Consider the following 23,580-nt stretch of genomic DNA (forward strand, 5'->3'; position numbering starts at 1 on the left):
CTTCTAGTTCAGCACCTCCACCGTCGCCGAACGCCCGGCCACCAGCGACATTCCGTCAGGCACATGATCCAGCGCGATGCGTACCGGCACGCGCTGGGCGAGGCGCACCCAACTGAAGGTCGGGTTGACGTTGGCAAGCAGGCTGGCGCCCTCGACGCGGTCGCGGTCCTCGATGCCGGCGGCAATGCTCTCGACATGGCCTGAAAGCGTCACCTTCTCGCCCATCAGGCGGACCTGCACCTTGTCACCGATACGAATGCGCGCGAGTTTCGTCTCCTCGAAATAGCCTTCCACATGCAGCGTATCGCTGTCGACTAGCGCCATCACGCCTTTCCCGGCCGTGACATAGGCGCCGGGACGCAGATCCATGTTGGTGATCACGCCGTTCACGGAGGCATGCACCTCGCTGCGATCGAGATTGAGCTGGGCGACCGCGCGGTCGGCAACGGCCGCATCGAAAGCCGCCTTGGCCTGGAGCTGGGTGGCCAGCACCTGCTCCTGTTTCTGCTGCGACACGGCGTCGGTCGTCAGCGCGCTATAGCGCTTCAAATCGGCATTGGCCTGATCGAGCGTAGCCTGGTGACCGGCCACCGACGCATCGGCCTGGCGCAGCGCCAGCGCAAAACGCTCGCGGTCGATCTTGAACAGGACGTCACCGCGATGGACCTTCTGGTTGTCCTTGACCAACACTTCGGTCACGAAGCCCGACACATCGGGCGCGACCTGCACCACGTCGGCGCGCACCCGGCCGTCGCGGGTCCATGGCTGCTCCATGTAATAGACCCAGAGCTCGCGGCCGACAGCGAGCGCGGCGACAACGGCAAGGAGCGTCAACGCGAGGCGCCCGAGCCAGGCAACATTCCCTTTCATGCAAGATACTCCGAGAGATAGACGACGACGCCGAGAATGCAGACGTAGATCGCGAAATCGAACAGCGCGCGGTGCCAGACCAGCCGGTAAAGATCAAAGCGCTGCATGAAGCGGCGCAGCAGAGCACTCAGCGCGTAGGCGATGATGATCCACAACAGCAGCGCTGGCACGAGCACACCGTAGATATCGATCACGTATCTCATGCCGCAACACTCTCGCCTGCCCGCGGCCGATAGGCCGGTGCGTCCGGAAACAGGCCGCGCCTTATGCCCACGAGGCCGACCAGGGCGTCCTCGCGCGCCTTTCCGTTGGGATCCTTCACCGCCCGGGCCAGTGCCCGATCGACGCTTGTCAGAAGTTCGGCCGGCATTCCATCACCCGCATATCTGCGGCAGGCGATGGCGAGCTGATCGAGCATGTCGTCGATCACGGCGATGGTGGATACCGCAAGCCCGTAGCGGGCGCGCCGCAGATCGATGATGTTGATTCCGATACGAAGCTGGACCAGGCTCTCGGCGTCGCGGCGGTCACTCTCGGAGAGAAACGCGATGCGCTGTACCAGAAGGCCGAGCCGGTGCAGCATCAGGCCCGCGAACTCCGCGCGATCCCGCTTGCCGCGCCGTTCGGCGGCGACCGCGAGCGCCGTCCAGTTCGACAGCACCAGGCGGTTGGCGATCCACTCCGCCCCCACCCCACGCGCGATCCGCGTCACCAGCTCGGCAATGATGACACCGACGAAGAAGGCGACAGCGGAATTTGCGTAGGACGCGAAATCCGCGCTGTAGGTCGATTGCAGCGCCAGCAGCGTCGCCGTGTTGGCCGCGAGCGCCATGCCGGTTCCGGTCGTTGCGGGCCGTGCGATCAGGAAGCCATAGAAGAGGAACGTTGGCGCGAGCGCGGCGACCAAAACCTCGAGATGCGAGATCGCGGGCACCAGCGCAAAAAGGTAGATCGCCACGACGACAATGGCGACCAGGGACCACAGGCCAAAACTGCGGATGAAGCGCGCGGGCTCGTCCTGCGCGGCGAAGAACGAACAGGCGACGGCCGCCATCATCGGCGCAGACGCGCCGTCCGGCCATCCGGTACCGATCCAGAACGCGCAGCAGATCAGGATGGCCGCCGACGCGCCGGCAGCCGACCACAGGGCAAGGCCGCGATCCCTATGGCGCACCGGCGCGGCACCTGCTTCGGATTGGAAATCCAGATCGAGGGTCGAGACGTTCCGGTTCTCGACGATCGCTTCCGTCAGGGCGCGGCAATCGCGCGAGAGGTCGACCAGCTCGCGCAGCCGCGACAACAGGCTGGTGACGATGATCCGCTCCCAGGACGCGCTGTCGTCTAGGACCGCCTGCTGCCGTGCGATCATGGCGCGAATTCGCTCGGCCGGCTGCCGTGCGTTGGCGTCGCCGGTGATCCATCCCGCGAGATCTTCCAGGAGCCGCCTCAGCTCGGGTTGCCGCCTCAACGCCTCCTCGCCCAGCGCGGCGAGCCGGTCCTCGAGCGAAGCGATCACCGGCAAAAGCATCAGCATGCGAAGCCGGATTTCACCCAATCCGACGACGGCATTGCGGTCGGTCAACCGATCATAAGCAAGATGGGTGGAGAGCGTGTCGATTTCGACGACGTCGGTCGCAAGCTTGATGCGCTTGCCGCGGCGGGTTTCGTTCGTCCCGTGGCGCAGCAGGACGACTTGACTTAGGCGCTGCGCGTCCGCCACCCAATTCTCGATCCGATTGGCAACAGCCGGCGCGACGCTGCGCGGAAAGACGATGGTCGAAACCAGGCTGGCGCAGATGATGCCGAGCGAGATTTCCTCGAGCCTCGCCACCGCGGTCTCGAAAATGGCGCCCGGCTCGGACACCGAGGGAAAGCCGATCAGCGCCACCGTGTACCCGGCCAGCATGAAGACGTAGCTGCGTGGTGTGCCATCGAGCAGCGAGAGATAAAGACAGAGCCCGACCCAGAGCGCGATCGCGAGGCACAGCAACTCGGGTGCATCGATCAGGTTTGGGACCAGCGCCACCGTCGTGATCGCGCCGACCAGCGTGCCCATCACGCGGAAGAACGCCTTCGAACTGGTCGCCCCCGCCAGCGGCTGCGAGGTGATGTATACGGTCGCCATCGCCCAATAAGGCCGCGGCAGATCCATTGCCAGCGCGATGACGAGCGCCAGGATCGACGCGGCGAACGTCTTCAAAGCGAAAATCAGGTCCGCGTGGCGGACCAGGAAGGGTTCATTTGCGCGCATGGCTATTTCGCTTCGGCGTCGGTCTTGGCGGCTTGCCCACCGTTCTATGCGCTGGAGAGTCGCGAAGGTGACCGCAAGTTCCTCGGGGCCGATATCATGCAGCAGGCTGGCCCGCCCCCGGCCGGACCCGGGGCGCGGCGGGGGTTCCCGACGGCCTACTGACATCTCGGCGGACCGCTCGCGCGCGACACGCCTCCGGCGGCGACAGTCCTCGCCTCAATTCACGACGTACACATCCGGATCGAAGCTGGAGCTCGGCTTCTTGAAGGCGTTGCGCAAGGCGCCCGACATCGGGACGTTGTAGTTGAGGCCGTTCGGTGGCGTCGGCGATTGCAGCCACTTCTTGTAGAGGACCTCGATCTCCTGGCTCGCGTACAGCTCTGCAGTCGCGCGGTCGGCGAGCGCCTTGAACGGCGCGTCCTCCCGCCGCAGCATGATCCCGTAAGGCTCAGGCTTCGAGAACGTCTCCTCGCTGATCATGAAGAGCTGAGGTTCTTTCGAGCGCGCGATCGCGACCGCGAGCTGCACGTCGTCGAGCGCGTAGGCCTGGGCGCGATCGGTTTCCAGCAGCAGGAAGGCTTCGGCCTGGTCCTTGGCCGGCATCACATTGATGCCGAGATTGCGCTCGGTGTTGACCTTGGCGAGCTGCGTCAGGTTGACTGAGCCGGCCACCGCCGTCACCGCTTTGCCCTTGAGATCGTCGATGGTGTTGATCTTTGCGGCTTTCTTGGCTGCAAATCGCGTTGCGCTGAGGAAGTGCGTGTTGGTGAAGGCGACCTGCTTCTGGCGATCGGCATTGTTGGTGGTCGCCGAGCAATGCAGGTCGAGCGTCCCGTTGACCATCAGCGGAATCCGGTTCGACGACGTCACGGCGAGCGTGTCGACCGCGATGTCGGGCATACCGAGCTGCTTCTTCACGGCATCCACGATCCTGAGGCAGATATCCATGGCAAAGCCGACCGGCTTCTGGTTGCCGTCGAGATAGCTGAATGGGACCGAGGCCTCTTGATAGCCAAGCGTGATCTTCTTGGTCTCTTTGACCTTTTGAAGCGTACCCGACAGGTCTTCGGCGGAGGCGGCAGTTGCAAGGCATGTGAGGGCCAGGACAACAGTGGGTAAACGCATCGGGAACTCCTCGAGGAGGCTCGCGCCTCCATGCCGGGCGCAGCAATCGCACCGTTGATAGCGCAGGCCCGCGACAGCCGCCACACGAGCTTGCATCTATCAGCTATCGCGGCTTGCGATATGGTGACCGGCCTTTTGTCCGCCTGGAGTCGAGGCTCCTCAAGCGCCAGGATGGCTGTTACGCGTCGATGCCGCGCTGGACCAGGATCCGCTCGGCGCTGTCGTTCCAGACGTCCATCTTGGTGATCTGGCCATTCCGCACCACGAAGCGGTCGACGTAGCGGTTGCCCTCGAACGCGGTCCCATCCATCCATTCGCCGTAGAGCGTGCCGACGCTATAGACCACGGTCTCGCCGTCGCCGGGGCAGACGTCGAACCGATCCATCTTCTTCTTGACCCAGCGGTAGCGCTTGGCGTTGAACCCGGTCGGGCCCCGCGGATGATCGAACTCGCGCCCGCCGGTAAAGGTGATCACCGTGCCCGGCGCCATATAGGCCGCCGCGGCGTCCGGATCGGGGATCATCGACGCCGTGAGATAGGCTTCAACGATCTCGGCGTCGGACGACGGACCGGCTTCGGCTTTTGCGGCAGCGGACATGGCTCATTCTCCCGGGCTTGCGGAATACTAACGCCGCTCCCGGGGAATACGTGCATATATTTTGAACAATTCCGTCGCTACACTGCCGACAATCTGGAGCCGCCAAACGCGGCCGAATGCACTAAATTCCTTCCGCAAGAGCCATGACCGCGCAACCCGCCTTTGACCTCATCTTTCGCAACGCCTTGCTGCGTGGTGCCGCCGACCCGATGGATATCGGCGTCACGCGTGGCCGGATCACCGCCATCGAACCCACGCTCGCCTGCGAGGCCGTCGAAGTCGATGTCGGCGGGCGTCTCGCCCTGCCCGGCTTCGTCGACAGCCACATCCATCTCGACAAGGCCTGCCTGCTCGGCCGCTGCGGGCATGATCACGGCAGCGTCTCGGAAGCGATCCGCGCCGTCTCCGGGATGAAGAAGGATTTCTCGGTCGAGGACGTCTACGCGCGCGGCGCCCGGGTGCTCGAACGTGCCATCGTCCACGGCACCACGCGCATGCGAACCCACGTCGAGATCGATCCGCGCATCGGCTTGCGCGGCTTCGAGGCGGTGAAGGCGCTGAAGCGTGACTATGCCTGGGCGATCGACCTGTCGCTCTGTGTCTTTCCGCAGGAAGGCCTCACCAACGATCCCGGCAGCGAGGAGCTTCTGGTCCAGGCGCTGCGCGACGGAGGCGAGGTGATCGGCGGCTGTCCCTATACGGACACGGATCCGAACGCCCATCTCGCACGCATCTTCGACCTCGCCGAGGCGTTCGACGTGGACGTCGATCTCCATCTCGATTTCGATCTCGATCCCTCCTGGTGGCACCTCGACGAGGTCTGCCGGCAGACCGAGCGGCGCAACTACGGCGGGCGCGTGGCAATCGGCCATGCCACGAAACTCTCCGCGCTGCCGCCGGAGCGGCTGAAGGCCGCCACCGCGCAGCTGATGAAGGCCGGCGTTGCCGTCACCGTGCTGCCGGCTACCGATCTCTATCTGATGGGGCGCGAGGCGACCCACAACGCGCCGCGCGGGCTGACGCTCGCCCACAAGCTCGCCGGCGAAGGCGTGGTGTGCTCGATCGCGACCAACAACGTGCTCAATCCCTTCACGCCGTTCGGTGATGCCTCACTGCTGCGAATGGCGAATTTCTACGCCAACGTCGCGCATGCCTCGGTCAACGACTTCGATACCTGCCTTGATCTCGTGACCGAGCTGCCGGCGCGGCTGATGAACCTCGGGAATTACGGCATCGAGGTTGGGAATCCAGCCGATCTCGTCGTGCTCGACACGCAGGACAGCCGCTTCGCCATCGCCGAGTTGCCGGATGTCGTGATGGGCTTCAAGAGCGGCCGGCAGACTTTTGCGCGTCAACGGCCCACTCTGTTCAGCCCCGGCTGATCCGCTCTTGATGCATATCTGCATTGAAGGGCGGCTTATTTCCGAGCAGCTTCCGTTCGATGTTACCGCTCATCGTTCCGTAATTCCGAATCCGGTAGATTCCCGGATAGTAGATTCTTGCTGATTCTCGATAGCTGCGCGCATTGCAAGTCCCGCGGTGCCGGTCATAGTAGGACCGGCACTGATGTCTGCATTCAACGGGGAAGCATCGACATGTTCAGCGCATTCAGCGGCATCGACACTCACTCCATTCGAGCGAGAACGCCCAGCGAGGTCGCCGTGAAGCGGCTCGACGGCATCGGGCACGTCCTGTCGGACCTCGATCTGGCGGGCGTCCGGACACAGGATGACCTGACGCGCATGCTCCTGACGCTCGATACCGCCGACAAGTGTATTCGATCGATCCGCGCAGAATTCCGGACCGAAGTCGCGAACGATCGGCTGGCCCGCAAGGCCGAAGACCTGATGGGGTTGATCGAACGCACCCGCGACGAGCTCACTGGCTCTCGCACGGCAAAGTCCTGAGCAGGAGCCACCCTATTTCTCGCGATTGATCCTCGCCAGGATTCGGTCCGCCTCGGTGCGCCAATCAGCGCTGCGGGCGAACTCCTCGGTACCTTTCATTCCGAACAGGCCCTCATCGGCGAGGTCCGCCACCCAGGCCTGCCGCTCGGCGGTGCCCTGCGCGGACCACGGCGTCAGCCCCGCTTCACGCACGGTCTCGGCGACCTCGCGGACCTCCTCGGCGCGGCGGCGGCCATGCTCGATCACGCGCTGGAAGCAATAAGCGCCCTGCATCTCCCAATCGATCGTGGGAAAGGTTTCCGCCAGCGAAGCCAGCACCGCGTCCTCGACGCCATAGGCGCGCGCGGTGGTGAAGCTTTCGATCACCATGGCCTCAAGGCCCTTGATCATGATGCTGCGACACATCTTCACCGCCGAGGAAACACCGAGCTTGTCGCTCGCAACCTTTGCCGCAAAACCGATCGCGTTCAAGAGCGGCTCCAGCTCCCTGGCGTCGGGACCACCGAGCAGCAACGGCACCTTGATGCGATAAGGCGGCACCGACGTCATGACAGCACCCTCGACATAGCGTCCGGCGGCGCCATCGATCAGCGCGGCGGCGCGCTGCTTGGCACCGGGAGACGCCGAATTGAAATCGAGAAACCAGGTGCCTTGATTGATCGCGGCCGCGCAGGCCTTCGCCACCGGCACGGTTTGACTCGCGGTGACCGCGGAGATGATGAAATCGGATTTGGCGGTCAGTTCGGTGTGAGACGCCGCCAGCGCCACACCGAATTTTTCCGCATGATCCTTCAGCGAACCGCCCTGCTCGCCCCCGAGCTTGATGTCATAGGCTGAGACCTTGATGTCCTGCTGGCGCAAATCTTCGGCCAGGATCCTGCCGACCTCGCCGTAACCGACCAGTCCAATCTGCCATCGCTTGGGATCACCCGCCATCAGTTCAGTCCTCGTATTGTTGCGTCGAACAGCTCCTCGACCGCATAGCGGCGCGGGATCAGCGCCTGCTGGAACGCATAGTCGACGATCAGCTCCAGCGGCTTCCTGTTCGCCTCGATCCCGAACGGAACGAGATCGGGCGTTGCCGCCGGTCCCGCCTGCGCCTTGTTTCGCTTGAGCAGATCATAAATGCCAGAAACCACGTCAGGACGCGATTTCGCCAGCTGTTCGGTCACCACTACGAGATGGTTGACGGGCACGACGCCGCGACGGGCGTACCATTCGGCGGCTTCCGCGGCCGGATCGGGGAATAGCGTCTTCAGCTTGGGATCATCGGAGGCCTCGCCGAGGACGGCATCGAGCTCGCCGTCGAGCAGCATCTGGAGGATCTTCTTGTCCTTCGGCGCGCGCTCGGTGGTGTCGACATATTCGGCGACATGCGGGTCTTCGAACGTGACCCAGCGGATGTCGTCGAGATTGACGCCGCAGTCGTTGGCGAGGATGCCCCTGATCCAGGCGCCCGTCGTGGTCGTGAACGAGCGAATGCCGACGCGCTTGCCTTCCAGATCGGACGGCCCAAGCGTTCCACGCGCAGGATTATAGAGCGCGTAGGAATGCTGAAAGCGGCCGAGCATGGCGGCAGGCAGCAGCACGAGCGGCTTGCCATGCGCCTTCGCCATCAGATAGGTGACAATCGCCATCTCGCAGACGTCGAAGGCCTGCTCGCGCACCATCGGCTTGAACGCGGTGTTGGTCGGCGTGTACGCGATGAAATCGAGATCGAACAGGTCGGAGCGGAGCTCGCCGCTTTTCACCGCCTGGACATGGGGGTGACTGCCGAGCACGGCCTTCAGCTTGAGACGATCCATCGGCCCGCTCCGCTTCTCTTCACACTTCCTCGGGATTGTCGACATAGACCAGCCCGGCCTTCGCCAAGGCCTCACGCATGCTGTACATGTCGAGGCCCAGTTCGCCCGAAGCCAGCCGCGTGCGTTTGCCGGCTTCGTCCGCGTTGCGCTTCTTCGCCTTCTCGGCGACTTCGGCCGCGTAGCGCTTCGGCACAACCACGACGCCGTCGTCATCGGCCACGATGATGTCGCCGGGATCGACATTGACGCCGGCGCAGACCACTGGGACATTGACCGCGCCGAGCGTCGCCTTCACCGTCCCCTTGGCCGAGACCGCGCGCGACCACACCGGAAACTCCATCTCGTGCAGCGCCCTGACGTCGCGGCAGCCGGCATCGATGATCAGCCCCTGCACGCCGCGCGCCTGCAGCGAGGTTGCGAGCAGCTCGCCGAACATGCCGTCGGTGTTGTCGGTGGTACAGCCGACGACGAGGATGTCGCCCTTTCTGCACTGCTCGACCGCGACATGGATCATCCAGTTGTCGCCCGGCTGCGCCAGCACGGTGACGGCGGGTCCGGCCATCGACGCGCCGGCCCAGACCGGCCGCAGATACGGCTTCATCAGGCCGATGCGGCCATAGGCCTCGTGCACGGTCGAGACGCCGTACTCCGCCATCCCAGCGGGATCGGCACGCGCAATGTTGCGAACGACGACCGGCTTCATGCCAGCTCCTCCGCAACGGTCGGAAACAGGCGCTGATAGGCCTCGCCATACGTCATGGGCACGCCGGTGTTGCGGCTGCCCTGAATGCCGCGATTGAGCGCGACGCGCTCGTAATAGCCCCACAGATGCTTCTGCGCGGCGAGGATCTGGAATGCCTCATACTTCTCCTTCCAGACCTCGTCGATCTTGAGGAGCAGGTCCGGCTTGTAATTGCACTGCTCGGGCTGGTGCGGCTCGAACAGGAACAGCGGGGGTGCGGAGTATTTGTACTGCGCACCGGGCTTGTGGCCCATGGCCTGCGCGACCACGCGGGTTTCCTGCGCGAAATGCGCCGCGTTCGGATGGTCGAAATTATAGGGATCCTCCAGCGCATGCGTCAGCACGAAGCTTGGATTGAGCTCGCGGTAGATGTCGACCATGCGGTCGAAATGCGATTCCGTCAGCTTCAGCGGATAGTCGCCGCAATCGAAGAACTCGATCTCGGCGCCGAGCAGCTTTGCAGCGCGCTCCGCCTCATCCTTGCGGCCGGCCTTGACTGACTCCAGCGTCGCGCCCTTCTCCTTCCAAGCGAACTGGCTCTCGCCACGTTCGCCGAAGGACAAGCAGACGATCTTCATGCGATAGCCCTTCTTCGCATGCAGCGCGATGGCACCTCCAGCGCGCCAGACGAAATCGCCCGGATGGGCCGTGATCACGAGACCTGTTTTCATGGGACAAACTCCCCTCTTTCGTTCGTCAACGTCATCGGCTCATCGAGCCGCGACAGCGGATTCCTCGCCGTCGAGCACGCGCTTCAGGCGGTCGGCATCAAGCGCGCCTTCCCATTTGGCAATCGCGATCGTCGCGACCGCGTTCCCGATCAGATTGGTCGGCGTCAGCCCCTGCGACATCAGGCGGTGGATGCCGAGCACGAGCGCCACGCTCGTCACCGGAATGCTGCCGGTGGCGGACAGCGTTGCCGCCAACACGACGAAGGCGGCGCCCGCGATGCCCGCCGCGCCCTTGGAGGTCACGAGCAGGATCAAGAGCAGCTCGATCTGCTCGGCGAGACCGAACGGCGTGTTGGTCGCCTGCGCCAGGAACACCGAGGCGGCGGCAAGGTAGAGGCAGGTGCCGTCGAGATTGAAGGAATAGCCGGTCGGGATCACCAGCCCAACGACGCTGCGCTCGCAGCCGGCCTGCTCCAGCTTGGTCAGCATGCGCGGCAGCACCGTCTCGGACGATGTCGTGGCGATGCAGATGAGGAGCTCTTCCCAGATGTAGCGGATCAGCTTGAGCAGCGAGAAGCCGCACAGCCGCGCGACCGGGCCGAGCGCCACGATGATAAAGATCACGCAGGTGAGATAGAAGCCGCCGAGCAGCTTGCCGAGCGAGGCCAGCGAGCCCACGCCGAACTTGCCGACCGTGAAGGCGATGGCACCGAAGGCGCCGATCGGCGCGGCCCACATCACGAATCCGACGACGGTGAATACCATCTTGGCGGCGATATCGATGAGATTGACCAACGGCGCGGCGCGCTCGCCGAGCTGCACCAGCGCAAACCCGCACAGGACGGCGATGAAGAGCACCTGGAGGATGTTGCCCTCGGCAAAGGCGCCGACGAACGTCACGGGCACGATGTTCATCAGGAACGGCACGAAGCCGATCACGCCGGTCTGCTTGACATAGGGCTCGATCGCGCTGGCGTTGATGCTGGCGGGATCGATGTTCATGCCGACGCCGGGCTTGAGCACGTTCACCGCGATGAGGCCGATGATCAGCGCGATCGTGGTCATGATCTCGAAATAGACGATCGCCTTGACGGCGACGCGCCCCACCCGCGCCATGTCGGCCATATGCGCGATGCCATGGACGACCGTGCAGAAGATGATCGGCGCGATCAGCATCCGGATCGCTTTGATGAAGGCGTCGCCAAGCGGCTGCATCCTGGCGCCCACCTCGGGATTGACGATCCCAAGCGCGATACCGGCCGCCATGGCGATGAGCACCTGGATCCAGAGCTCCTTCCACCAGGCGCGGCCGCGTGGCTTGTCGATCGCAAGCGCCGTCATTGGTCGAACTCGAACAGGCGCGCCGGATTATCGACGAGGATCTTCTGCTGATACTCCGGCTCCGGCGCGAACAGCGGGATCAGGTCGACGAGATCGCCGTCATTCGGCATCGCCTTGACGTTGGGATGCGGCCAATCTGTGCCCCAGATGACCCGGTCGGGCGCGGTCTCGACGATCTTACGTGCGAACGGCACGGCCTCGGTGAACGGCGGACCGCTGGAGGACACCCGCTCTGAGCCGCAGATCTTGACCCAGCACTTCTCGTCGCGCTGCATCAGCTCGATCAGGATATTGAACGGCAATTGATCGAGCCCTTCGGACGCCTTCACCCGTCCCATATGGTCGATCGTGTAGCTCAGCGGCAGCCTTGTCAGCGTGTCGGCATATTCGGGCAGGTCGATCGCGTCGAAATGCAGGTCGATGTGCCAGCCGAGCGGCGCGACCATCGCGACGATACGGTCGAACCCCCGCTTATCGGGAACGCCGCCGAGATGGCGGACGAAATTGAAGCGGCAACCGCGGAAGCCGCCCTCGTGCAGCACGCGGAGCGCGGGCTCGGTGATGGTGTCGTCGATATTGGCAACCGCGCGATAGGCCCCGTTGCTCTGCGCGATGGCGTCGAGCGCCACCGTATTGTCGGTGCCATGCACACTGGCATTGACGATGACGGCACGTCCAACGCCGAGCTTGGCATGTAGCGCGCGGAAATCCTCGAGCGGCGCATCCGGCGGCGTGTAAGAACGGTCCGGCGCGTAAGGGTATTTCGCGCCGGGCCCGAAGATGTGGCAATGCGCATCGCATGCCAGCTTCGGCAGCTTGAACTTCGGCGTGCGCGTGTTCGGGTTGGGCGGCGGAATGGTCGGCGTGTACATCATTGCCATCAGATAAACCGCCGAACGGGACCGCGTCTTCAAGTCTTGCTGCTGACGACCGGTCGTCGCCGTGCCGGTCCAGCCTGATCGAGCGCCGGCGCCTGGAACGCGGCCACGGTGGCTTGCACCAATTGCTCGATGGCGCTGGCGGCATCGCTGCCGTCGGCCTCGCCGCGCGACAGGCGCGAGACGCGATCCGGCGTCACCAGCGAATAATAGAGTGCGCCAAGCAGGAAGTGGCTGCGCCAGACGATATCGGTGCGCGGAACGTGCGGCAGGCTTTCGTGAACAGCATCGATGAAGGCATGGCTGGTGTCGTCAAAAGTCTGTGCGATGATCTTTCGCGCGACCTCATTGCCCTCCGCGGACATCACCGCGCGCAGCCGCGTGAACCGCGCCCCGCCCCCGGCAAGATCACTGCCCGAGGTGAAGGCCGGCACGACATAGGCCCGCACCACCGCCTCGAGCCGGTCCTGGAGATCGCGCACGCGCTTGGCGGCCGCGAGCAGCTCGGAACGGCGCAAGTTCATTGGCCCGCAATGGCGCCGGTAGATCTCCAGCAGCAGGCCGTCCTTGGTCTTGAAATGATAGGTGACGCTGCCGGGATTGGCGCCGGCGGCCTGTGCAATATCGCGCACCGACACGGCGTTGAAGCCGTTGGTGGCGAACAGCTCCTCGGCCGCGGCGAGGATAGCCTCGCGCATGTTCGGCTTGCGGGCCGTTTCCTTGCTGGCGGGGTTGCGCGTCATGTGATTTGTACTATCGTACAAAAGATCAGGTCTCGTCAACAAGAACCATGGGCGGCGTCCGGACGGCTCAAAAGACCGACGGTCCACACGCAATGCTCGCAAGGAGTGCTGGAAAATGCTGGGTTTGAACAAGAAGATCGGCGGCTTGATGCTGGGTGCCGGTCTGCTGCTGGGAGGCGGCGCCGCGCAGGCCGCCGACAGCTATCCGAGCAAGCCGGTTCACATCCTGGTGCCCTACGCTGCCGGCGGCGCGGTCGACGTGCTCGCGCGCACGCTCGGACAGGCATTGGCGAAGACCTGGGGCCAGCAGCCTGTGGTCGACAACCGCCCCGGGGCCGGGGGCGTCGTCGCCTCGCAGGCACTGACGCAGGCCGCCCCCGACGGCTATACGCTGATCCTGGTCGCGAGCGGTCATCCCCTCAACCAGTTCATCTATCCGAGCGTGCCTTACGACACGTTTAGGGATTTTACCGCGATCACCGAGGTCGCCTCCTCACCGCTCGCAATCGTCGTCGCCAAGGACAGCCCCTACAAGACGCTCGGCGATCTCCTCGCTGCGGCGAAGAAGGACCCTGACAAGCTCTCCTACGGCATGTCCGGCAACGGCACCTCGGCGCATCTCGCCGGTGAACTGTTGAAATACATGTCCGGCACCAAGATCGTCGCGATCCCCTACAAGGGCGGCGCGCCCGCGCTGACTGCCGTGATCGCCGGCGACATCCCGCTCAGCATCAATCCGCTTGCCGAGGCCATCAGCCAAATCGAAGGCGGTCCGGTGCGCGCGCTCGCGGTGACCTCGGCCGAACGCTCGAAGGCGCTACCCAATGTTCCGACCGTCGCCGAGTCGGGCGTGCCGGGTTACGACGTCTCCGTCTGGTGGGGCGTTCTCGGCCCGGCGAAAATGCCGCCAGAGATCGTGGCGAAGCTCGAAACTGATCTGAAGGCGGCGCTGCAGGACCCGAACGTGCTGTCCACGCTCGGCAAGATCGGCGCAACTCCAGTGGGCTCTTCGTCCAAGGATTTCGACGCCTACATGCATGCCGAGGCGACCAAATGGGAGCCGGTGCTGAAGGCTGCCGACATCCGAGCGCAGTGAGGCTCTTCACATGAGGACCTCCTCCGCGCGGCTTTCGCGCGCCGCCCTGCTCGCGGCGGTAGTCATCAGCTTCTTTGGGGCGCCAGCGCATGCCGACGGCGAAGCAAAGCTGCTGGCGCCGAGTGGCATGTTACGCGTCGGCGTCTACCCGGGCAGCCCGACCTCGATGGTGACGGATGCAACCGGCAAGCCGCACGGGCTCGCTTACGATCTCGGCGGCGAGCTTGCAAAACGGCTCGGCGTAAACGTCGATTACGTCAAGTTCCAACGCGTCGCCGACATCGTCGCCGCGATCCATGACGGCCAGGTCGATTTCACCGTGACCAATGCCACGCCGGCTCGCGCTACCGAGGTCAGCTTCAGCCAGCCCGTGCTGGCGATCGAGCTCGGCTATCTCGTGCCGGCGAACTCGTCGATCGGTAAGGTCGAGGATATCGACAAACCAGGCGTCAAGATCGGCGTCACCAAAGGCTCGACCTCCGAGCGTACGCTGCCGGCCAAGTTCAAGAACGCGACCATCGTTCCCGCCGAAAGCGTCAAGGTTGCCGTCGCCATGTTCGGCCGCGGCGAGATCGATCTCTACGCGACCAACAAGCCCACACTGTTTGAGATGTCCGACCAGATGCCGGGCGCGCGGATCCTCGACGGCAATTGGGGCCTGGAGCATATGGCCATCGCTATCCCCAAAGGACGCGAGGCGGCCCTGCCACTGCTCAACCGCTTCGTCACTGAAGAGCAGTCGTCCGGCGCGCTGGACTCGATCCAGCAGCAGGCAGGCTTGCGCGGCGCTACGAAGGCGACGCGCAAGTAGGTCAATTGCGTGCGCTCGCCCGCATCTTCTCCGGCGGCGCGGGACGCCGCACGAAATCGGCGTCATCGTCGCCTCCTCCCGATGGGATCAGGATCGCGCGCTCGCGCGGCAGCGCTTCCGGCATCTCGTCGCGGATGAAGGCGATGAGCTTCTCTCTCATCTCGCAGCGCAGGTCCCAGGACTGCGGCGCATTCCTGGCGCTGACGAGGGCGCGGAGCTCGATGGTGCGCGAATCCGCGTCAACCACCTGGAGATTGACCACCTCGCCATCCCAGAGCTTGGACTCCTTCACTGCTTCTTCCAGCCAGCGCCGGATCCGCGGCACGTCGGCACGATAATCGACATGGAACGCAATCACGCCAATCAGGGACGCGGTGTCGCGGGTCCAGTTCTGGAATGGCTTTTCGATAAAATAAGACAGCGGCACCACCATGCGGCGCCAGTCCCACAGCCGGATCACCACATAGGTCGAGGCGATGTCCTCGACCCAGCCCCACTCGTTCTCGATGATGACGGCATCCTCGATGCGGATCGGCTGGGTGATCGCGATCTGCATGCCCGCGATCAGATTGCTCAGCAGCGGCCGGGCGGCAAGACCGACGATGATACCCGCGGCACCGGCGGAGGCGAACAGGCTGACGCCGTATTGCCTGACCGAGTCGAATGTCATCAGCGCGGTCGACACCGTGATGATGACGATGATGATATCGGTGACGCGCTTGAAGACGCGGACCTGGGTGACGTGCTTGCGCGCGACGAAATTCTCGGTGACGTCGCGAAAGTTCAGGAGATACCGTGCCGCGCTCATATCGACGATCCGGATCGAGATCCAGCCGATCAGCGCGATGAAGGCGACCACGAACAGGCGCGTCAGCGGCGTGCGGAAGGCATCGTCCAGTGGCGCGAGCGGCAGCACCAAGGCTACGGCGGCAAGACTGAGGGCCAACTGAGCAGGGCCAGCCGTGCGCTCGATGAACACGCTCACGAGCGGGAGACGGGTTCCGAAGGCGCGGTTGAACAGCCAAACCGAGAGGCGATAGATCGACAGGGCCATCAGAATAGCGCCAGCGACCAGACAGAGGCCGACGAACCACGACGGTATCCACCCGAACATCCTGTCGATGTCGGCCAAAAGGGTCTGCCGATTCATTAAAGTCCCCGCATTTGTATTCGCGCTTGCCGTTCAACGCGTCGCAGCGTGGTTCGCTCCCCCGCTCTGTGCAATGCAGCATCCCTCTGGTGCAATCGTCGCCGAACTGCGCTATTTCTGGTTAATCATGACTCGACGGACCGGCAGCGCCGATCTTCCCCTTCACACCGGCCGGGTTCCACCCTGGCTGGCGACCCGCATGTCGTCGCTGGGCGCGATCGTCACGCAAGCGATCGTGCATCACTACGGACGAGATGCATTCCTCCAGCGGCTCTCGCACCCGTTCTGGTTCCAGTCGTTCGGCGCCGTCATGGGGATGGACTGGCACTCCTCCGGCATCACGACCTCCGTGATAGGGGCGCTGAAGCGGGGGTTAGGCCCGCTCCAGGATGAGCTCGGAATCTACGTCTGCGGCGGACGTGGCCAGCACTCGCGCAAGACCCCGGACGAACTGATGCAGCTCGGCGACCGCGTCGGCTTCGACGGCGCAAAGCTCACGCGTGCGAGTCGCCTCGTGGCCAAGGTTGACAGCGCCGCGGTCCAGGACGGCTTTGACCTTTACCTCCACGGCTTCTTCGTCACCGCCGATGCCAAATGGACCGTGGTGCAGCAGGGCATGAACGGCGACAAGCGACAGGCCCGCCGCTATCACTGGCATTCCGAGGCGCTGAAGAGTTTTGTCGACACCCCGCACAGCGCGATCGACGGGCCGCTGCAAGGCGAGATCGTCAATCTCACCGACCATCGCGCCGGTCTCTCGCGGAGCGCGCAGCTCGAGCTTCTGAGCGATCTCGGCCCGGATCGCATCCTTTCCGAATTCGAGCGGCTCAGCGGGACTGCGCCAGAGCCCGCGCAGGCGATGCTGCCGCACCTGATCATGCCGGCACATCACGACGTCCGGCCGAAAGATGTGTTCGCACGCCGCCTGCACGGTACACTTGCCGCGGCGGCCGAGCGCGGCCCGGTCGACTTTCCGGAGCTGCTGCTGACGCCCGGCGTTGGCGCGCGCACCGTGCGTTCGCTGGCGATGGTCGCCGAAGTGGTGCACGGCGCGCCCTACCGCTTCAACGATCCCGCCCGCTTCTCGCTCGCCCACGGCGGCAAGGACCGGCATCCCTACCCGGTTCCAATCAAGGTCTATGACGAAACCATTCGCGTGCTGAAAGGGGCGATTCAGAACGCAAAGCTCGGACGCGAGGAAGAGATGCAAGCCGTCAAGCGCCTCGACGACCAGGCGCGGCGGCTGGAGCGCACCGCGCACGGGCCATCTGTCGATGCGTTCATCGCCGGTGAGCGTGCGGCCTCACCCGATCTCGACGGCCGCTCAGTGTTCGGCTGGGAACGCGACCTGGCATCGACAAAAAAGCGGACCGGCTGAACACCGGTCCGCGAGTTGGTCGGGAGGAACGCCTCTCTCAGGTTTCGTCGGTGCCCGGCTCCTCGTCGAGCCGGTTGGCCGAGTGGTCCTGATATTGGTCGGTCTGGATCGACTTGCCGTCCATGCCGCGAATGTCCGAATGCTGCTTCTTGTCGCGGTTGGACAGCACCATGTTGTCGCCGATCTTGTCCTTGGGCACGTCCGTCATGGCGCCGGTGCCGTCGCCCTTGCCGTGCATGCCCGATCTGAAATGCGTCTTGCTGCCATGACCACCTGGCATCTTTTTCTCCTCTTGCTTTGATCGCCCGCTGAAGCTCAGTGCTTCTGCTGTGCCGGCGTCGGTTTCGGGGGCTTGTGTCCGCTTTGGCCGGAATCATTGTGCTTGTTGTGGTCGCTTTCCTGGTTGAGGCCGCCTCGGCTCACCGGAAATTCACTCTGCCGCGCCTCAAGTCGCGCGCGATGAACGGCCGTGTCCTCCGGATTGTGGCCGATCGCCTGGTCAAGCTCTCGCGCGTCTGGAACATCCGGCTTGCGCTCGAGGATGCGAACCTGTTGCTCGTGGGTCTTCTTGCCTTGCATGCTCGTCCTCCGGAGCTATCGGTCTCGTCGGCGCGCGCCGCTGCGCGCGACGTCCTTGTCGATGCCGCCAGCGGCGTTCACGTCGTTCTCGACATCGCCTTCGATCGTGTTCTCGCCCAGGGCGTCCTCGAGGTCGTCAGGCGAGATACCGGCCATCGTTGCGCCCTTCGATCCGCCGATCATGGGATTTTCGTGCAGATCCTTTTCGGTCGGTGCGTAGAGTTTGGGTTGCTTATTGGTCATGTCTCACCTGCCTCCGCCCTTTCCGGCCTCGTCATGTCTGTGATGTGAATCGTGCTCGCCACCCCCGCCAGAGACGCGGCTGTGGTCGCGCTGCGGGTCATCCGCCGGTGGCTTCTTCACTTCGAGCGGTGCCTTCGCATTCTCATGCGATGCGCCAGGTCCGCCCTGACGGATGCTGTTCGGTGTCTTGGTGGATGTCGACATGTCACCTCCTCAGCGATCTTGCTGATAGCCTTGGTTGGTGGTGTTCTGCTTGATGTTGCCCTGCTGCCCTTGCTGGTCCGGATTTTGCGCACGCTGCTGGCCGTGCGGGGCAGTCGAGGACACTTGCTTGCTGTCGCCGGTTCCCTTCGGGCTTTGGTTCTCGGCGGGAACAGGTGGCATCTTGCCGGTCATGATGCTGTCTCCTGTTGTTGACACGACATCGACCGGAGGAACTCATCCGGCTTTCGATGTCGCAAAAACAACGAGAGCAACGGCATGCCGTTCCTACCGACGAGTCCAGAGAAATTCCGCAAGCGTGTAAGTCTCAGCAGGCCGCTGGCTGGGAACGAACCATCATCGATCCAGCTGCTCCGTGGCCGTCGGGCACAACGGGGAGGTTCGCGATCGCACGCATGCCCGGTCGCTTGCGCCAGTGGATCTGAGACACGTCCACAGCAAAGCCAAGTTTCGGCCATCGCACAAACAGCGCTTGCAAGGCACACGCTGCCTCGATCCGGGCAAGTTGATGACCGAGGCAGAAATGGATTCCCGTTCCGAAGGACATGTGACGGTTCGGCTTGCGCGCGAGATCGAGGCTGTCGGGACGATCATGCGCCGCCGGGTCCATGTTCGCCGCGGCGAGCATCACCATGACGCGATCGCCCTTCTTGAGCCGCACGCCCGCGAGCTCGATATCCCGCCGCACATAGCGCGGCTTGGAGAACTGCACCGGCGACACGAAGCGCAGGAATTCCTCCACTGCAAGTCCGACGCGGCTCCAGTCCTGTGCCAGCCAGTCGCGGACGCCGGGATTTCTGAGGAGCTCGTAGACGGAACCGCTGATGAGATGCGTGGTGGTCTCGGAGCCCGCCGCGAGCAGCAGGAACACCATCGACACCATTTCGTCCGGCGTGATCTGGCCGCCCTCGCGCTCGACCTGGACCAGCTCCGCGATCAAGCCGTCGCCGCCCCGCACGCGCGCAATCTGCAACTGCCGTTCGAGGTAGGCTCGCATCTTTCGGAACGCGAACAGCAGGCGGAAGAAGCTGGCGACGTTCGTGAGCGAGGACATCGTATTGGCCCAGGCGATGAAGCGAGGGCTATCGGCCAACGGCAACCCAAGCAGCTCGGAGATCACCGCGAGCGGCAGGATGCGGGCATAGCGCTGGACGAGATCGGCCGGGCTTCCTGCCGAGAATAGCTCGTCGGCGAGACCGTCCGCGATGGCGCGGATACGCGGCTCCATCGCGACGATCGCGCGGCGTCGGAAGGCCTCGTCCACGATGCTGCGCAGCCTTGTATGGTCCGGCTCGTCCATCGTCAGCATGTTGTTGGCGATGGTTCTGACGTAGTTCGGCATCCACCAGCGCAGACCTGCGACGTCGCCATCCTCCTTGCGCAGCGTGAAATTGGTGCCGTCCTTCAGGACCTGCGCCGTGGCATCGTGGGTCGTGGTGATCCAGACATCGCCGACGAGAGGAAATCGCGTCGCGACCACAGGACCGGACATGCGCAACGTTGCGATCGCCTTGGGCGGATCGCGAAAGAAGGCCTCGCTGGTGAAATCGAGGCGCGGTGTCATGGGATCACCGAGTGGCTGGTGGCGCCTCAACCAGATGGTGCGCACGCGACGGCCCGCAAGGGCCGGAAGCGGCGCGATGAGCTGAGTGCCTAGCCCCGCCCGGGCGAACGCGGGCCGATCTTGCGCTGCTGCTGGTTGGTGTAAGCGTCCCAATTGCTCCAGCTGCCGTTGCTGAGGCTTCGCAGGTCGGTGGTGAGCGGACGGCGCGTGCGCTTGTCGTGATCGGCGATCACGCGCTCGGATTGCACGATCTTGCGCTTGAGTTCCCCAACCGCCTTCTGGGTCTGGCCGTTCCGTTTCGAAGACGCGATCTCGCCCATCGTGAAGCGCGCGGTCTCGAGCGCCTTCAGCTCGGCGCGGTTCTTCTTCAACTGAACCCGGTGCCAGGCGATGTTGCTGTCGCTGTCCGCAACCATGTGGGAACTCCGCTGATTCGTTCCCACAGTGTATCGCGTGCCGAATCGGCGCCGCAACGGGCGCGCGGCGGCGAAAATACGGTCTTACTGCGCGAGGTTCCGGCCTAGCGCTCGGCGAAAGCCTTTTCGACCACGAATTGGGCCGGTTCGCCGTGATTACCCTCGACGAGCCCCCGCGCGCCAAGGAGCACGCGGGTGTCCGCCACCAGCGCCGGGCTGCCGCAGATCATGACGCGGTCGTGGGCGGCTTCCAGGGCCGGCAGGCCGATATCGGAAAACAGCTTGCCCGAGGTGATGAGGTCGGTGATGCGGCCGCGATTGCGGAAGGGATCGCGCGTCACGGTCGGATAGTAGATCAACTGGTTGCGGATGTACTCGCCGATCAGCTCGTCCTTGGGCAGCGTCTCGGTGATCATCTCGCCATAGGCGAGCTCCTTCACGTGCCGGCAACCGTGCAGCAGCACCACCTTCTCGAACCGCTCGTAGGTTTCGGGGTCCTTGATCACGCTCAGGAAGGGCGCAAGGCCCGTACCTGTGCCGATGAGGTAGAGGTTGCGGCCGTCCTCCAGATTGTCGATCACCAGCGTGCCGGTGGCCTTGCGGCTGACGATGATCTCGTCGCCTTCCTTCAGATGCTGGAGCCGGGAGGTGAGCGGGCCGTCGGGCACCTTGATCGAGAAGAACTCCAGCGTGTCCTCGTAATTGGCGCTGGCGACGCTGTAGGCCCGCAACAGCGGCTTCTCGCCGACCTTGAGCCCGATCATGGTGAATTCGCCGTTGCGGAAGCGGAAGGTCGGGCTGCGGGTGGTCTTGAAGGAGAACAGCGTGTCGGTCCAGTGGTGGACGCTCAAAACGGCTTCCTGATTGAAATTGCTCATCTCACCCTTCCGTGGCGCGTCGTGGCGGTTCTCAAGGCGGCAGCTATGCGTCGTTTGTACACGATCATTTGTATACTAATGAATAATCCGGCTTGATCCCGCGGTCAAGGCTGCCCAAGATCGGAAGCGTTGCAGTTAAGGATAAGGACCCATTCCATGGCGCATGACGCACCCCAGGCCACCGGACCCTCGAAGCTCGTGATCCGCAATATCGGCCTGATCCTGTCCGGCGCGCTGGAAAAGCCGATCCTGGACGGCGACACCATCGTCGCCGAGAACGGCAAGATCACCGCGATCGGCCGCTTCAAGGACCTCAACACCGAAGGCGCGACCACCATCGTCGAGGCCAACGGCACCACGGTGGCGCCCGGCCTGATCGACAGCCATGTTCACCCAGTTGCGGGCGACTGGACGCCGCGCCAGAACCAGATCGGCTGGATCGACAGCAATTTGCATGGCGGCGTCACCACGATGGTTTCCGCAGGCGAGGTGCACATGCCCGGCCGCCCGCGCGACGTCGTCGGGTTGAAGGCGATGGCCATCTTCGCCCAGCGCGCATTCTGGAATCTGCGGCCTGGCGGCGTGAAGGTTCACGCCGGCGCGCCTGTGATCGAGTGCGAGATGGTGGAGGAGGACTTCAAGGAGTTGGCCGCAGCCGGCGTCAAGCTACTCGGCGAAGTGGGCCTGGGCGGCGTCAAGGACGGCCCCACAGCGCGAAAAATGGTTGGCTGGGCCCGCAAATACGGCATCCAGAGCACGATCCACACCGGCGGACCCTCGATCCCCGGCTCCGGCCTGATCGACAAGGACGTGGTGCTGGAGGCCGACACCGACGTGGTCGGCCACATCAACGGCGGCCACACCGCGCTTCCCGACGACCAGATCCGCTGCATCTGCGAGGGCTGCAAACGCGGCCTCGAGCTCGTGCACAATGGCAATGAGCGGTCGGCGCTGTTCACGTTGCGCATCGCGCGCGAGATGGGCGATCTGCACCGCGTCATCCTCGGCACCGACGCGCCGGCGGGCTCCGGCGTGCAGCCGCTCGGCATTCTCCGCATGGTGTCGATGCTGTCCTCGCTTGGCGACCTGCCGGCCGAGGTCGCGTTTTGCCTGGCCACCGGCAATACGGCGCGGATGCGCGAATTGGATTGCGGCCTGATCGAAGTCGGCCGTTCCGCCGATTTCGTCATCATGGACAAGGCGCAGCACTCGGCCGGCAAGAACATCCTGGACAGCGTCCAGCTCGGCGACCTCCCCGGCATCGGCATGACCATCATCGACGGTATCGTGCGCACGCAGCGCAGCCGCAACACCCCGCCGGCCGGCCGGGTGCCGGAGGTGGTGGCGAAGTGACGCAGCCGGAGCGGCTCGCCGCTCGGCGCGGTCCCTCGGGAAAAGCTGATCACCCAATCAACGGCGCTTAGCGATTTCACAACGCACGTAGGTCTGGCGCTTGCCTTGCCCGACCGGGCTGTTGTCCATCACCAGCTTGCCATCCGCAGCAATGGAAACCCGGGGACTGGAGCGATACTTCTCGCCCTCGCCTTCGCAGGCGAGCTTCATTTTCCAGCTGAGCTTTCCATCGGCGGTGATCTCGCTCGCACGGCACCTGGTCTCGTACCAATAGAGGCGGTTGCCACCCTCGATGCTCATGCGGTTGGCGCTGTCCTGGTCGCGGCAATCCTTTTTGGTCGACGCCCAGAACCCCTCATAGGCTTGCGCCGCCAGGGCGGGAGCACACTGGCCCGCCAGCACCGCACTCATACTCAGAGCCATCGCAAACCGCGCCGCCGCTCTCATATCAAAAACCTCGACAAGACCTTCACCGAGGTTAGTCGCGCCTCACCGCAGCTTGTTCAACAGCGCCATCAGCATCTCGCGCTCCTTTGCCTCGAGCGGCGCCAGCGTCTCCCGGGTGATCGCGAGCGCATTCGGCGCGACCTTTTCCGCCAGCTGCTGGCCCGCGCGCGTCAGGCTGACCAGCAGCCGCCGCCCGTCCTCGGGATCCTGGCTGGTCTCGGTGAGACCGCGCGCCGTCAAGCGATCGATCACGCCCTTGATGGTCGCCACATCCATCGCCGTCAGGCGCCCGAGCTGGTTCTGCGAGCATGGCCCGGCCTCGGCGAGCTTCGACAGTGCCGCCCATTGCGTCGGCGTGATATTGGTGCCGATCTCGCGAGAGAAGATCGCGCTGTGGCGCTGCCAGACCTGGCGGAGGATGAAGCCAACCTGCTCGTCGAGCACGTAAGGCGGCTTTGCCGGTTTGACGCTTTTCTTCGCCGCGACGCTTCTCGCCATCCGCTCCCCGCCCC

29 protein-coding genes are annotated in these 23,580 nt (G+C 64.2%); 6 read left to right on the forward strand and 23 right to left on the reverse strand.

The window, feature by feature from the left end:
• Positions 1 to 3: 3 nt before the first annotated feature.
• From AC0L20_RS02535 to AC0L20_RS02555, 5 genes are all read right to left on the reverse strand, one after another.
• On the reverse strand, positions 4 to 870 hold the full coding sequence (locus AC0L20_RS02535) for an efflux RND transporter periplasmic adaptor subunit (protein ID WP_456764814.1): 867 nt from the start codon (positions 868 to 870) through the stop codon (positions 4 to 6).
• A complete protein-coding gene (locus AC0L20_RS02540; protein WP_027517340.1) occupies positions 867 to 1,073 on the reverse strand; it encodes a DUF1656 domain-containing protein in 207 nt (68 codons plus the stop codon). Before AC0L20_RS02540 ends, AC0L20_RS02535 begins: the two co-directional genes overlap by 4 nt.
• A complete protein-coding gene (locus AC0L20_RS02545; protein WP_473287291.1) occupies positions 1,070 to 3,121 on the reverse strand; it encodes an FUSC family protein in 2,052 nt (683 codons plus the stop codon). The genes AC0L20_RS02540 and AC0L20_RS02545 overlap by 4 nt, the downstream gene beginning before the upstream one ends.
• 216 nt (positions 3,122 to 3,337) lie before the next feature.
• Positions 3,338 to 4,246 (reverse strand): amino acid ABC transporter substrate-binding protein, encoded by a 909-nt coding sequence (locus tag AC0L20_RS02550; protein WP_473287292.1) that lies wholly within the window; start codon positions 4,244 to 4,246, stop codon positions 3,338 to 3,340.
• A 178-nt stretch (positions 4,247 to 4,424) separates the two neighbouring features.
• The gene (locus tag AC0L20_RS02555; protein ID WP_247360432.1) at positions 4,425 to 4,844 is read right to left on the reverse strand and encodes a nuclear transport factor 2 family protein; all 420 of its coding nucleotides are present in this window, start codon (positions 4,842 to 4,844) and stop codon (positions 4,425 to 4,427) included.
• A gap of 143 nt (positions 4,845 to 4,987) precedes the next feature.
• Here AC0L20_RS02555 and AC0L20_RS02560 point away from each other — a divergent pair, with 143 nt between their 5' ends.
• Both AC0L20_RS02560 and AC0L20_RS02565 read left to right on the forward strand, forming a co-directional pair.
• Complete coding sequence (locus AC0L20_RS02560) at positions 4,988 to 6,226, forward strand: amidohydrolase family protein (protein ID WP_473287293.1); 1,239 nt, start codon at positions 4,988 to 4,990, stop codon at positions 6,224 to 6,226.
• Positions 6,227 to 6,439: 213 nt separating this feature from the next.
• Positions 6,440 to 6,751: a hypothetical protein gene (locus tag AC0L20_RS02565; protein WP_473287294.1), complete on the forward strand. Its 312-nt coding sequence runs from the start codon at positions 6,440 to 6,442 to the stop codon at positions 6,749 to 6,751.
• Positions 6,752 to 6,763: 12 nt separating this feature from the next.
• On the opposite strand, the gene AC0L20_RS02570 is transcribed toward AC0L20_RS02565, so the two are convergent.
• From AC0L20_RS02570 to AC0L20_RS02600, 7 genes are read right to left on the reverse strand one after another with little or no spacing between them, the layout of a single operon-like run.
• Entirely contained in the window at positions 6,764 to 7,687 is a 924-nt protein-coding gene (locus tag AC0L20_RS02570; protein ID WP_473287295.1) for a DUF1932 domain-containing protein, read from the reverse strand.
• Positions 7,687 to 8,556: a substrate-binding domain-containing protein gene (locus AC0L20_RS02575; RefSeq protein ID WP_473287296.1), complete on the reverse strand. Its 870-nt coding sequence runs from the start codon at positions 8,554 to 8,556 to the stop codon at positions 7,687 to 7,689. The genes AC0L20_RS02570 and AC0L20_RS02575 overlap by 1 nt, the downstream gene beginning before the upstream one ends.
• Before the next feature lie 19 nt (positions 8,557 to 8,575).
• Positions 8,576 to 9,259: a 4-carboxy-4-hydroxy-2-oxoadipate aldolase/oxaloacetate decarboxylase gene (locus AC0L20_RS02580; protein ID WP_473287297.1), complete on the reverse strand. Its 684-nt coding sequence runs from the start codon at positions 9,257 to 9,259 to the stop codon at positions 8,576 to 8,578.
• On the reverse strand, positions 9,256 to 9,969 hold the full coding sequence (locus tag AC0L20_RS02585; protein WP_473287298.1) for a PIG-L deacetylase family protein: 714 nt from the start codon (positions 9,967 to 9,969) through the stop codon (positions 9,256 to 9,258). Before AC0L20_RS02585 ends, AC0L20_RS02580 begins: the two co-directional genes overlap by 4 nt.
• Before the next feature lie 39 nt (positions 9,970 to 10,008).
• Positions 10,009 to 11,310: a C4-dicarboxylate transporter DctA gene (gene dctA / locus AC0L20_RS02590; protein ID WP_473287299.1), complete on the reverse strand. Its 1,302-nt coding sequence runs from the start codon at positions 11,308 to 11,310 to the stop codon at positions 10,009 to 10,011.
• Positions 11,307 to 12,191 (reverse strand): amidohydrolase family protein, encoded by an 885-nt coding sequence (locus AC0L20_RS02595; RefSeq protein ID WP_473287468.1) that lies wholly within the window; start codon positions 12,189 to 12,191, stop codon positions 11,307 to 11,309. The genes dctA and AC0L20_RS02595 overlap by 4 nt, the downstream gene beginning before the upstream one ends.
• A 29-nt stretch (positions 12,192 to 12,220) precedes the next feature.
• Positions 12,221 to 12,931: a TetR/AcrR family transcriptional regulator gene (locus AC0L20_RS02600; protein WP_473287300.1), complete on the reverse strand. Its 711-nt coding sequence runs from the start codon at positions 12,929 to 12,931 to the stop codon at positions 12,221 to 12,223.
• 115 nt (positions 12,932 to 13,046) lie between these two features.
• Here AC0L20_RS02600 and AC0L20_RS02605 point away from each other — a divergent pair, with 115 nt between their 5' ends.
• Positions 13,047 to 14,027 (forward strand): tripartite tricarboxylate transporter substrate binding protein, encoded by a 981-nt coding sequence (locus AC0L20_RS02605; protein WP_473287301.1) that lies wholly within the window; start codon positions 13,047 to 13,049, stop codon positions 14,025 to 14,027.
• 10 nt (positions 14,028 to 14,037) lie between these two features.
• Positions 14,038 to 14,838 carry an ABC transporter substrate-binding protein gene (locus tag AC0L20_RS02610; protein ID WP_473287302.1) on the forward strand — a complete coding sequence of 267 codons (801 nt, stop codon included), beginning with the start codon at positions 14,038 to 14,040 and terminating at the stop codon, positions 14,836 to 14,838.
• Between the two features lies 1 nt (position 14,839).
• Here AC0L20_RS02610 and AC0L20_RS02615 read toward each other — a convergent pair whose 3' ends face one another.
• The gene (locus tag AC0L20_RS02615; protein ID WP_473287303.1) at positions 14,840 to 15,988 is read right to left on the reverse strand and encodes a mechanosensitive ion channel family protein; all 1,149 of its coding nucleotides are present in this window, start codon (positions 15,986 to 15,988) and stop codon (positions 14,840 to 14,842) included.
• Between the two features lie 127 nt (positions 15,989 to 16,115).
• Here AC0L20_RS02615 and AC0L20_RS02620 point away from each other — a divergent pair, with 127 nt between their 5' ends.
• Complete coding sequence (locus AC0L20_RS02620) at positions 16,116 to 17,366, forward strand: DUF763 domain-containing protein (RefSeq protein ID WP_473287304.1); 1,251 nt, start codon at positions 16,116 to 16,118, stop codon at positions 17,364 to 17,366.
• A gap of 37 nt (positions 17,367 to 17,403) precedes the next feature.
• On the opposite strand, the gene AC0L20_RS02625 is transcribed toward AC0L20_RS02620, so the two are convergent.
• The 8 genes from AC0L20_RS02625 to AC0L20_RS02660 form a co-directional block, all read right to left on the reverse strand.
• A complete protein-coding gene (locus AC0L20_RS02625; protein ID WP_027517324.1) occupies positions 17,404 to 17,646 on the reverse strand; it encodes a hypothetical protein in 243 nt (80 codons plus the stop codon).
• A gap of 35 nt (positions 17,647 to 17,681) precedes the next feature.
• Positions 17,682 to 17,945 (reverse strand): hypothetical protein, encoded by a 264-nt coding sequence (locus tag AC0L20_RS02630; protein ID WP_473287305.1) that lies wholly within the window; start codon positions 17,943 to 17,945, stop codon positions 17,682 to 17,684.
• 15 nt (positions 17,946 to 17,960) lie between these two features.
• Positions 17,961 to 18,188 carry a hypothetical protein gene (locus AC0L20_RS02635; protein ID WP_027517322.1) on the reverse strand — a complete coding sequence of 76 codons (228 nt, stop codon included), beginning with the start codon at positions 18,186 to 18,188 and terminating at the stop codon, positions 17,961 to 17,963.
• Between the two features lie 3 nt (positions 18,189 to 18,191).
• Positions 18,192 to 18,392, reverse strand: coding sequence for a hypothetical protein (locus tag AC0L20_RS02640; RefSeq protein WP_473287306.1), 201 nt, complete (start codon positions 18,390 to 18,392; stop codon positions 18,192 to 18,194).
• A 9-nt stretch (positions 18,393 to 18,401) separates the two neighbouring features.
• The gene (locus AC0L20_RS02645; protein WP_007592434.1) at positions 18,402 to 18,584 is read right to left on the reverse strand and encodes a hypothetical protein; all 183 of its coding nucleotides are present in this window, start codon (positions 18,582 to 18,584) and stop codon (positions 18,402 to 18,404) included.
• A gap of 133 nt (positions 18,585 to 18,717) precedes the next feature.
• Positions 18,718 to 19,974: a cytochrome P450 gene (locus AC0L20_RS02650; protein WP_473287307.1), complete on the reverse strand. Its 1,257-nt coding sequence runs from the start codon at positions 19,972 to 19,974 to the stop codon at positions 18,718 to 18,720.
• An 89-nt stretch (positions 19,975 to 20,063) separates the two neighbouring features.
• Positions 20,064 to 20,390, reverse strand: coding sequence for a hypothetical protein (locus AC0L20_RS02655; protein WP_027517320.1), 327 nt, complete (start codon positions 20,388 to 20,390; stop codon positions 20,064 to 20,066).
• A gap of 104 nt (positions 20,391 to 20,494) precedes the next feature.
• The gene (locus AC0L20_RS02660) at positions 20,495 to 21,268 is read right to left on the reverse strand and encodes a ferredoxin--NADP reductase (protein ID WP_473287308.1); all 774 of its coding nucleotides are present in this window, start codon (positions 21,266 to 21,268) and stop codon (positions 20,495 to 20,497) included.
• A 156-nt stretch (positions 21,269 to 21,424) separates the two neighbouring features.
• Here AC0L20_RS02660 and AC0L20_RS02665 point away from each other — a divergent pair, with 156 nt between their 5' ends.
• On the forward strand, positions 21,425 to 22,621 hold the full coding sequence (locus tag AC0L20_RS02665) for an amidohydrolase family protein (protein ID WP_456764835.1): 1,197 nt from the start codon (positions 21,425 to 21,427) through the stop codon (positions 22,619 to 22,621).
• A gap of 57 nt (positions 22,622 to 22,678) precedes the next feature.
• Here the strand turns inward: AC0L20_RS02665 and AC0L20_RS02670 are convergent, their stop codons facing one another.
• On the reverse strand, positions 22,679 to 23,068 hold the full coding sequence (locus AC0L20_RS02670) for a hypothetical protein (protein ID WP_473287309.1): 390 nt from the start codon (positions 23,066 to 23,068) through the stop codon (positions 22,679 to 22,681).
• Between the two features lie 42 nt (positions 23,069 to 23,110).
• Positions 23,111 to 23,566: a MarR family winged helix-turn-helix transcriptional regulator gene (locus AC0L20_RS02675; protein WP_007592445.1), complete on the reverse strand. Its 456-nt coding sequence runs from the start codon at positions 23,564 to 23,566 to the stop codon at positions 23,111 to 23,113.
• Between the last annotated feature and the right edge of the window lie 14 nt (positions 23,567 to 23,580).

The sequence above is a fragment of the Bradyrhizobium sp. Kon58 genome (genome assembly GCF_055807455.1).

Excerpts from the sequence above, each read along its gene's own strand:
- AC0L20_RS02535 (WP_456764814.1), bottom strand. The coding sequence starts at position 870 with ATGAAAGGGAATGTTGCCTGGCTCGGGCGCCTCGCGTTGACGCTCCTT.
- AC0L20_RS02540 (WP_027517340.1), bottom strand. The coding sequence starts at position 1,073 with ATGAGATACGTGATCGATATCTACGGTGTGCTCGTGCCAGCGCTGCTG.
- AC0L20_RS02630 (WP_473287305.1), bottom strand. The coding sequence starts at position 17,945 with ATGCAAGGCAAGAAGACCCACGAGCAACAGGTTCGCATCCTCGAGCGC.
- AC0L20_RS02635 (WP_027517322.1), bottom strand. The coding sequence starts at position 18,188 with ATGACCAATAAGCAACCCAAACTCTACGCACCGACCGAAAAGGATCTG.
- AC0L20_RS02560 (WP_473287293.1), top strand. The coding sequence starts at position 4,988 with ATGACCGCGCAACCCGCCTTTGACCTCATCTTTCGCAACGCCTTGCTG.
- dctA (WP_473287299.1), bottom strand. The coding sequence starts at position 11,310 with ATGACGGCGCTTGCGATCGACAAGCCACGCGGCCGCGCCTGGTGGAAG.
- AC0L20_RS02615 (WP_473287303.1), bottom strand. The coding sequence starts at position 15,988 with ATGAATCGGCAGACCCTTTTGGCCGACATCGACAGGATGTTCGGGTGG.
- AC0L20_RS02580 (WP_473287297.1), bottom strand. The coding sequence starts at position 9,259 with ATGAAGCCGGTCGTCGTTCGCAACATTGCGCGTGCCGATCCCGCTGGG.
- AC0L20_RS02620 (WP_473287304.1), top strand. The coding sequence starts at position 16,116 with ATGACTCGACGGACCGGCAGCGCCGATCTTCCCCTTCACACCGGCCGG.
- AC0L20_RS02655 (WP_027517320.1), bottom strand. The coding sequence starts at position 20,390 with ATGGTTGCGGACAGCGACAGCAACATCGCCTGGCACCGGGTTCAGTTG.
- AC0L20_RS02595 (WP_473287468.1), bottom strand. The coding sequence starts at position 12,191 with ATGGCAATGATGTACACGCCGACCATTCCGCCGCCCAACCCGAACACG.
- AC0L20_RS02665 (WP_456764835.1), top strand. The coding sequence starts at position 21,425 with ATGGCGCATGACGCACCCCAGGCCACCGGACCCTCGAAGCTCGTGATC.
- AC0L20_RS02645 (WP_007592434.1), bottom strand. The coding sequence starts at position 18,584 with ATGACCGGCAAGATGCCACCTGTTCCCGCCGAGAACCAAAGCCCGAAG.
- AC0L20_RS02605 (WP_473287301.1), top strand. The coding sequence starts at position 13,047 with ATGCTGGGTTTGAACAAGAAGATCGGCGGCTTGATGCTGGGTGCCGGT.
- AC0L20_RS02660 (WP_473287308.1), bottom strand. The coding sequence starts at position 21,268 with ATGAGCAATTTCAATCAGGAAGCCGTTTTGAGCGTCCACCACTGGACC.
- AC0L20_RS02545 (WP_473287291.1), bottom strand. The coding sequence starts at position 3,121 with ATGCGCGCAAATGAACCCTTCCTGGTCCGCCACGCGGACCTGATTTTC.
- AC0L20_RS02570 (WP_473287295.1), bottom strand. The coding sequence starts at position 7,687 with ATGGCGGGTGATCCCAAGCGATGGCAGATTGGACTGGTCGGTTACGGC.
- AC0L20_RS02585 (WP_473287298.1), bottom strand. The coding sequence starts at position 9,969 with ATGAAAACAGGTCTCGTGATCACGGCCCATCCGGGCGATTTCGTCTGG.
- AC0L20_RS02575 (WP_473287296.1), bottom strand. The coding sequence starts at position 8,556 with ATGGATCGTCTCAAGCTGAAGGCCGTGCTCGGCAGTCACCCCCATGTC.
- AC0L20_RS02650 (WP_473287307.1), bottom strand. The coding sequence starts at position 19,974 with ATGACACCGCGCCTCGATTTCACCAGCGAGGCCTTCTTTCGCGATCCG.
- AC0L20_RS02555 (WP_247360432.1), bottom strand. The coding sequence starts at position 4,844 with ATGTCCGCTGCCGCAAAAGCCGAAGCCGGTCCGTCGTCCGACGCCGAG.
- AC0L20_RS02610 (WP_473287302.1), top strand. The coding sequence starts at position 14,038 with ATGAGGACCTCCTCCGCGCGGCTTTCGCGCGCCGCCCTGCTCGCGGCG.
- AC0L20_RS02550 (WP_473287292.1), bottom strand. The coding sequence starts at position 4,246 with ATGCGTTTACCCACTGTTGTCCTGGCCCTCACATGCCTTGCAACTGCC.
- AC0L20_RS02565 (WP_473287294.1), top strand. The coding sequence starts at position 6,440 with ATGTTCAGCGCATTCAGCGGCATCGACACTCACTCCATTCGAGCGAGA.
- AC0L20_RS02640 (WP_473287306.1), bottom strand. The coding sequence starts at position 18,392 with ATGTCGACATCCACCAAGACACCGAACAGCATCCGTCAGGGCGGACCT.
- AC0L20_RS02600 (WP_473287300.1), bottom strand. The coding sequence starts at position 12,931 with ATGACGCGCAACCCCGCCAGCAAGGAAACGGCCCGCAAGCCGAACATG.
- AC0L20_RS02625 (WP_027517324.1), bottom strand. The coding sequence starts at position 17,646 with ATGCCAGGTGGTCATGGCAGCAAGACGCATTTCAGATCGGGCATGCAC.
- AC0L20_RS02675 (WP_007592445.1), bottom strand. The coding sequence starts at position 23,566 with ATGGCGAGAAGCGTCGCGGCGAAGAAAAGCGTCAAACCGGCAAAGCCG.
- AC0L20_RS02670 (WP_473287309.1), bottom strand. The coding sequence starts at position 23,068 with ATGAGAGCGGCGGCGCGGTTTGCGATGGCTCTGAGTATGAGTGCGGTG.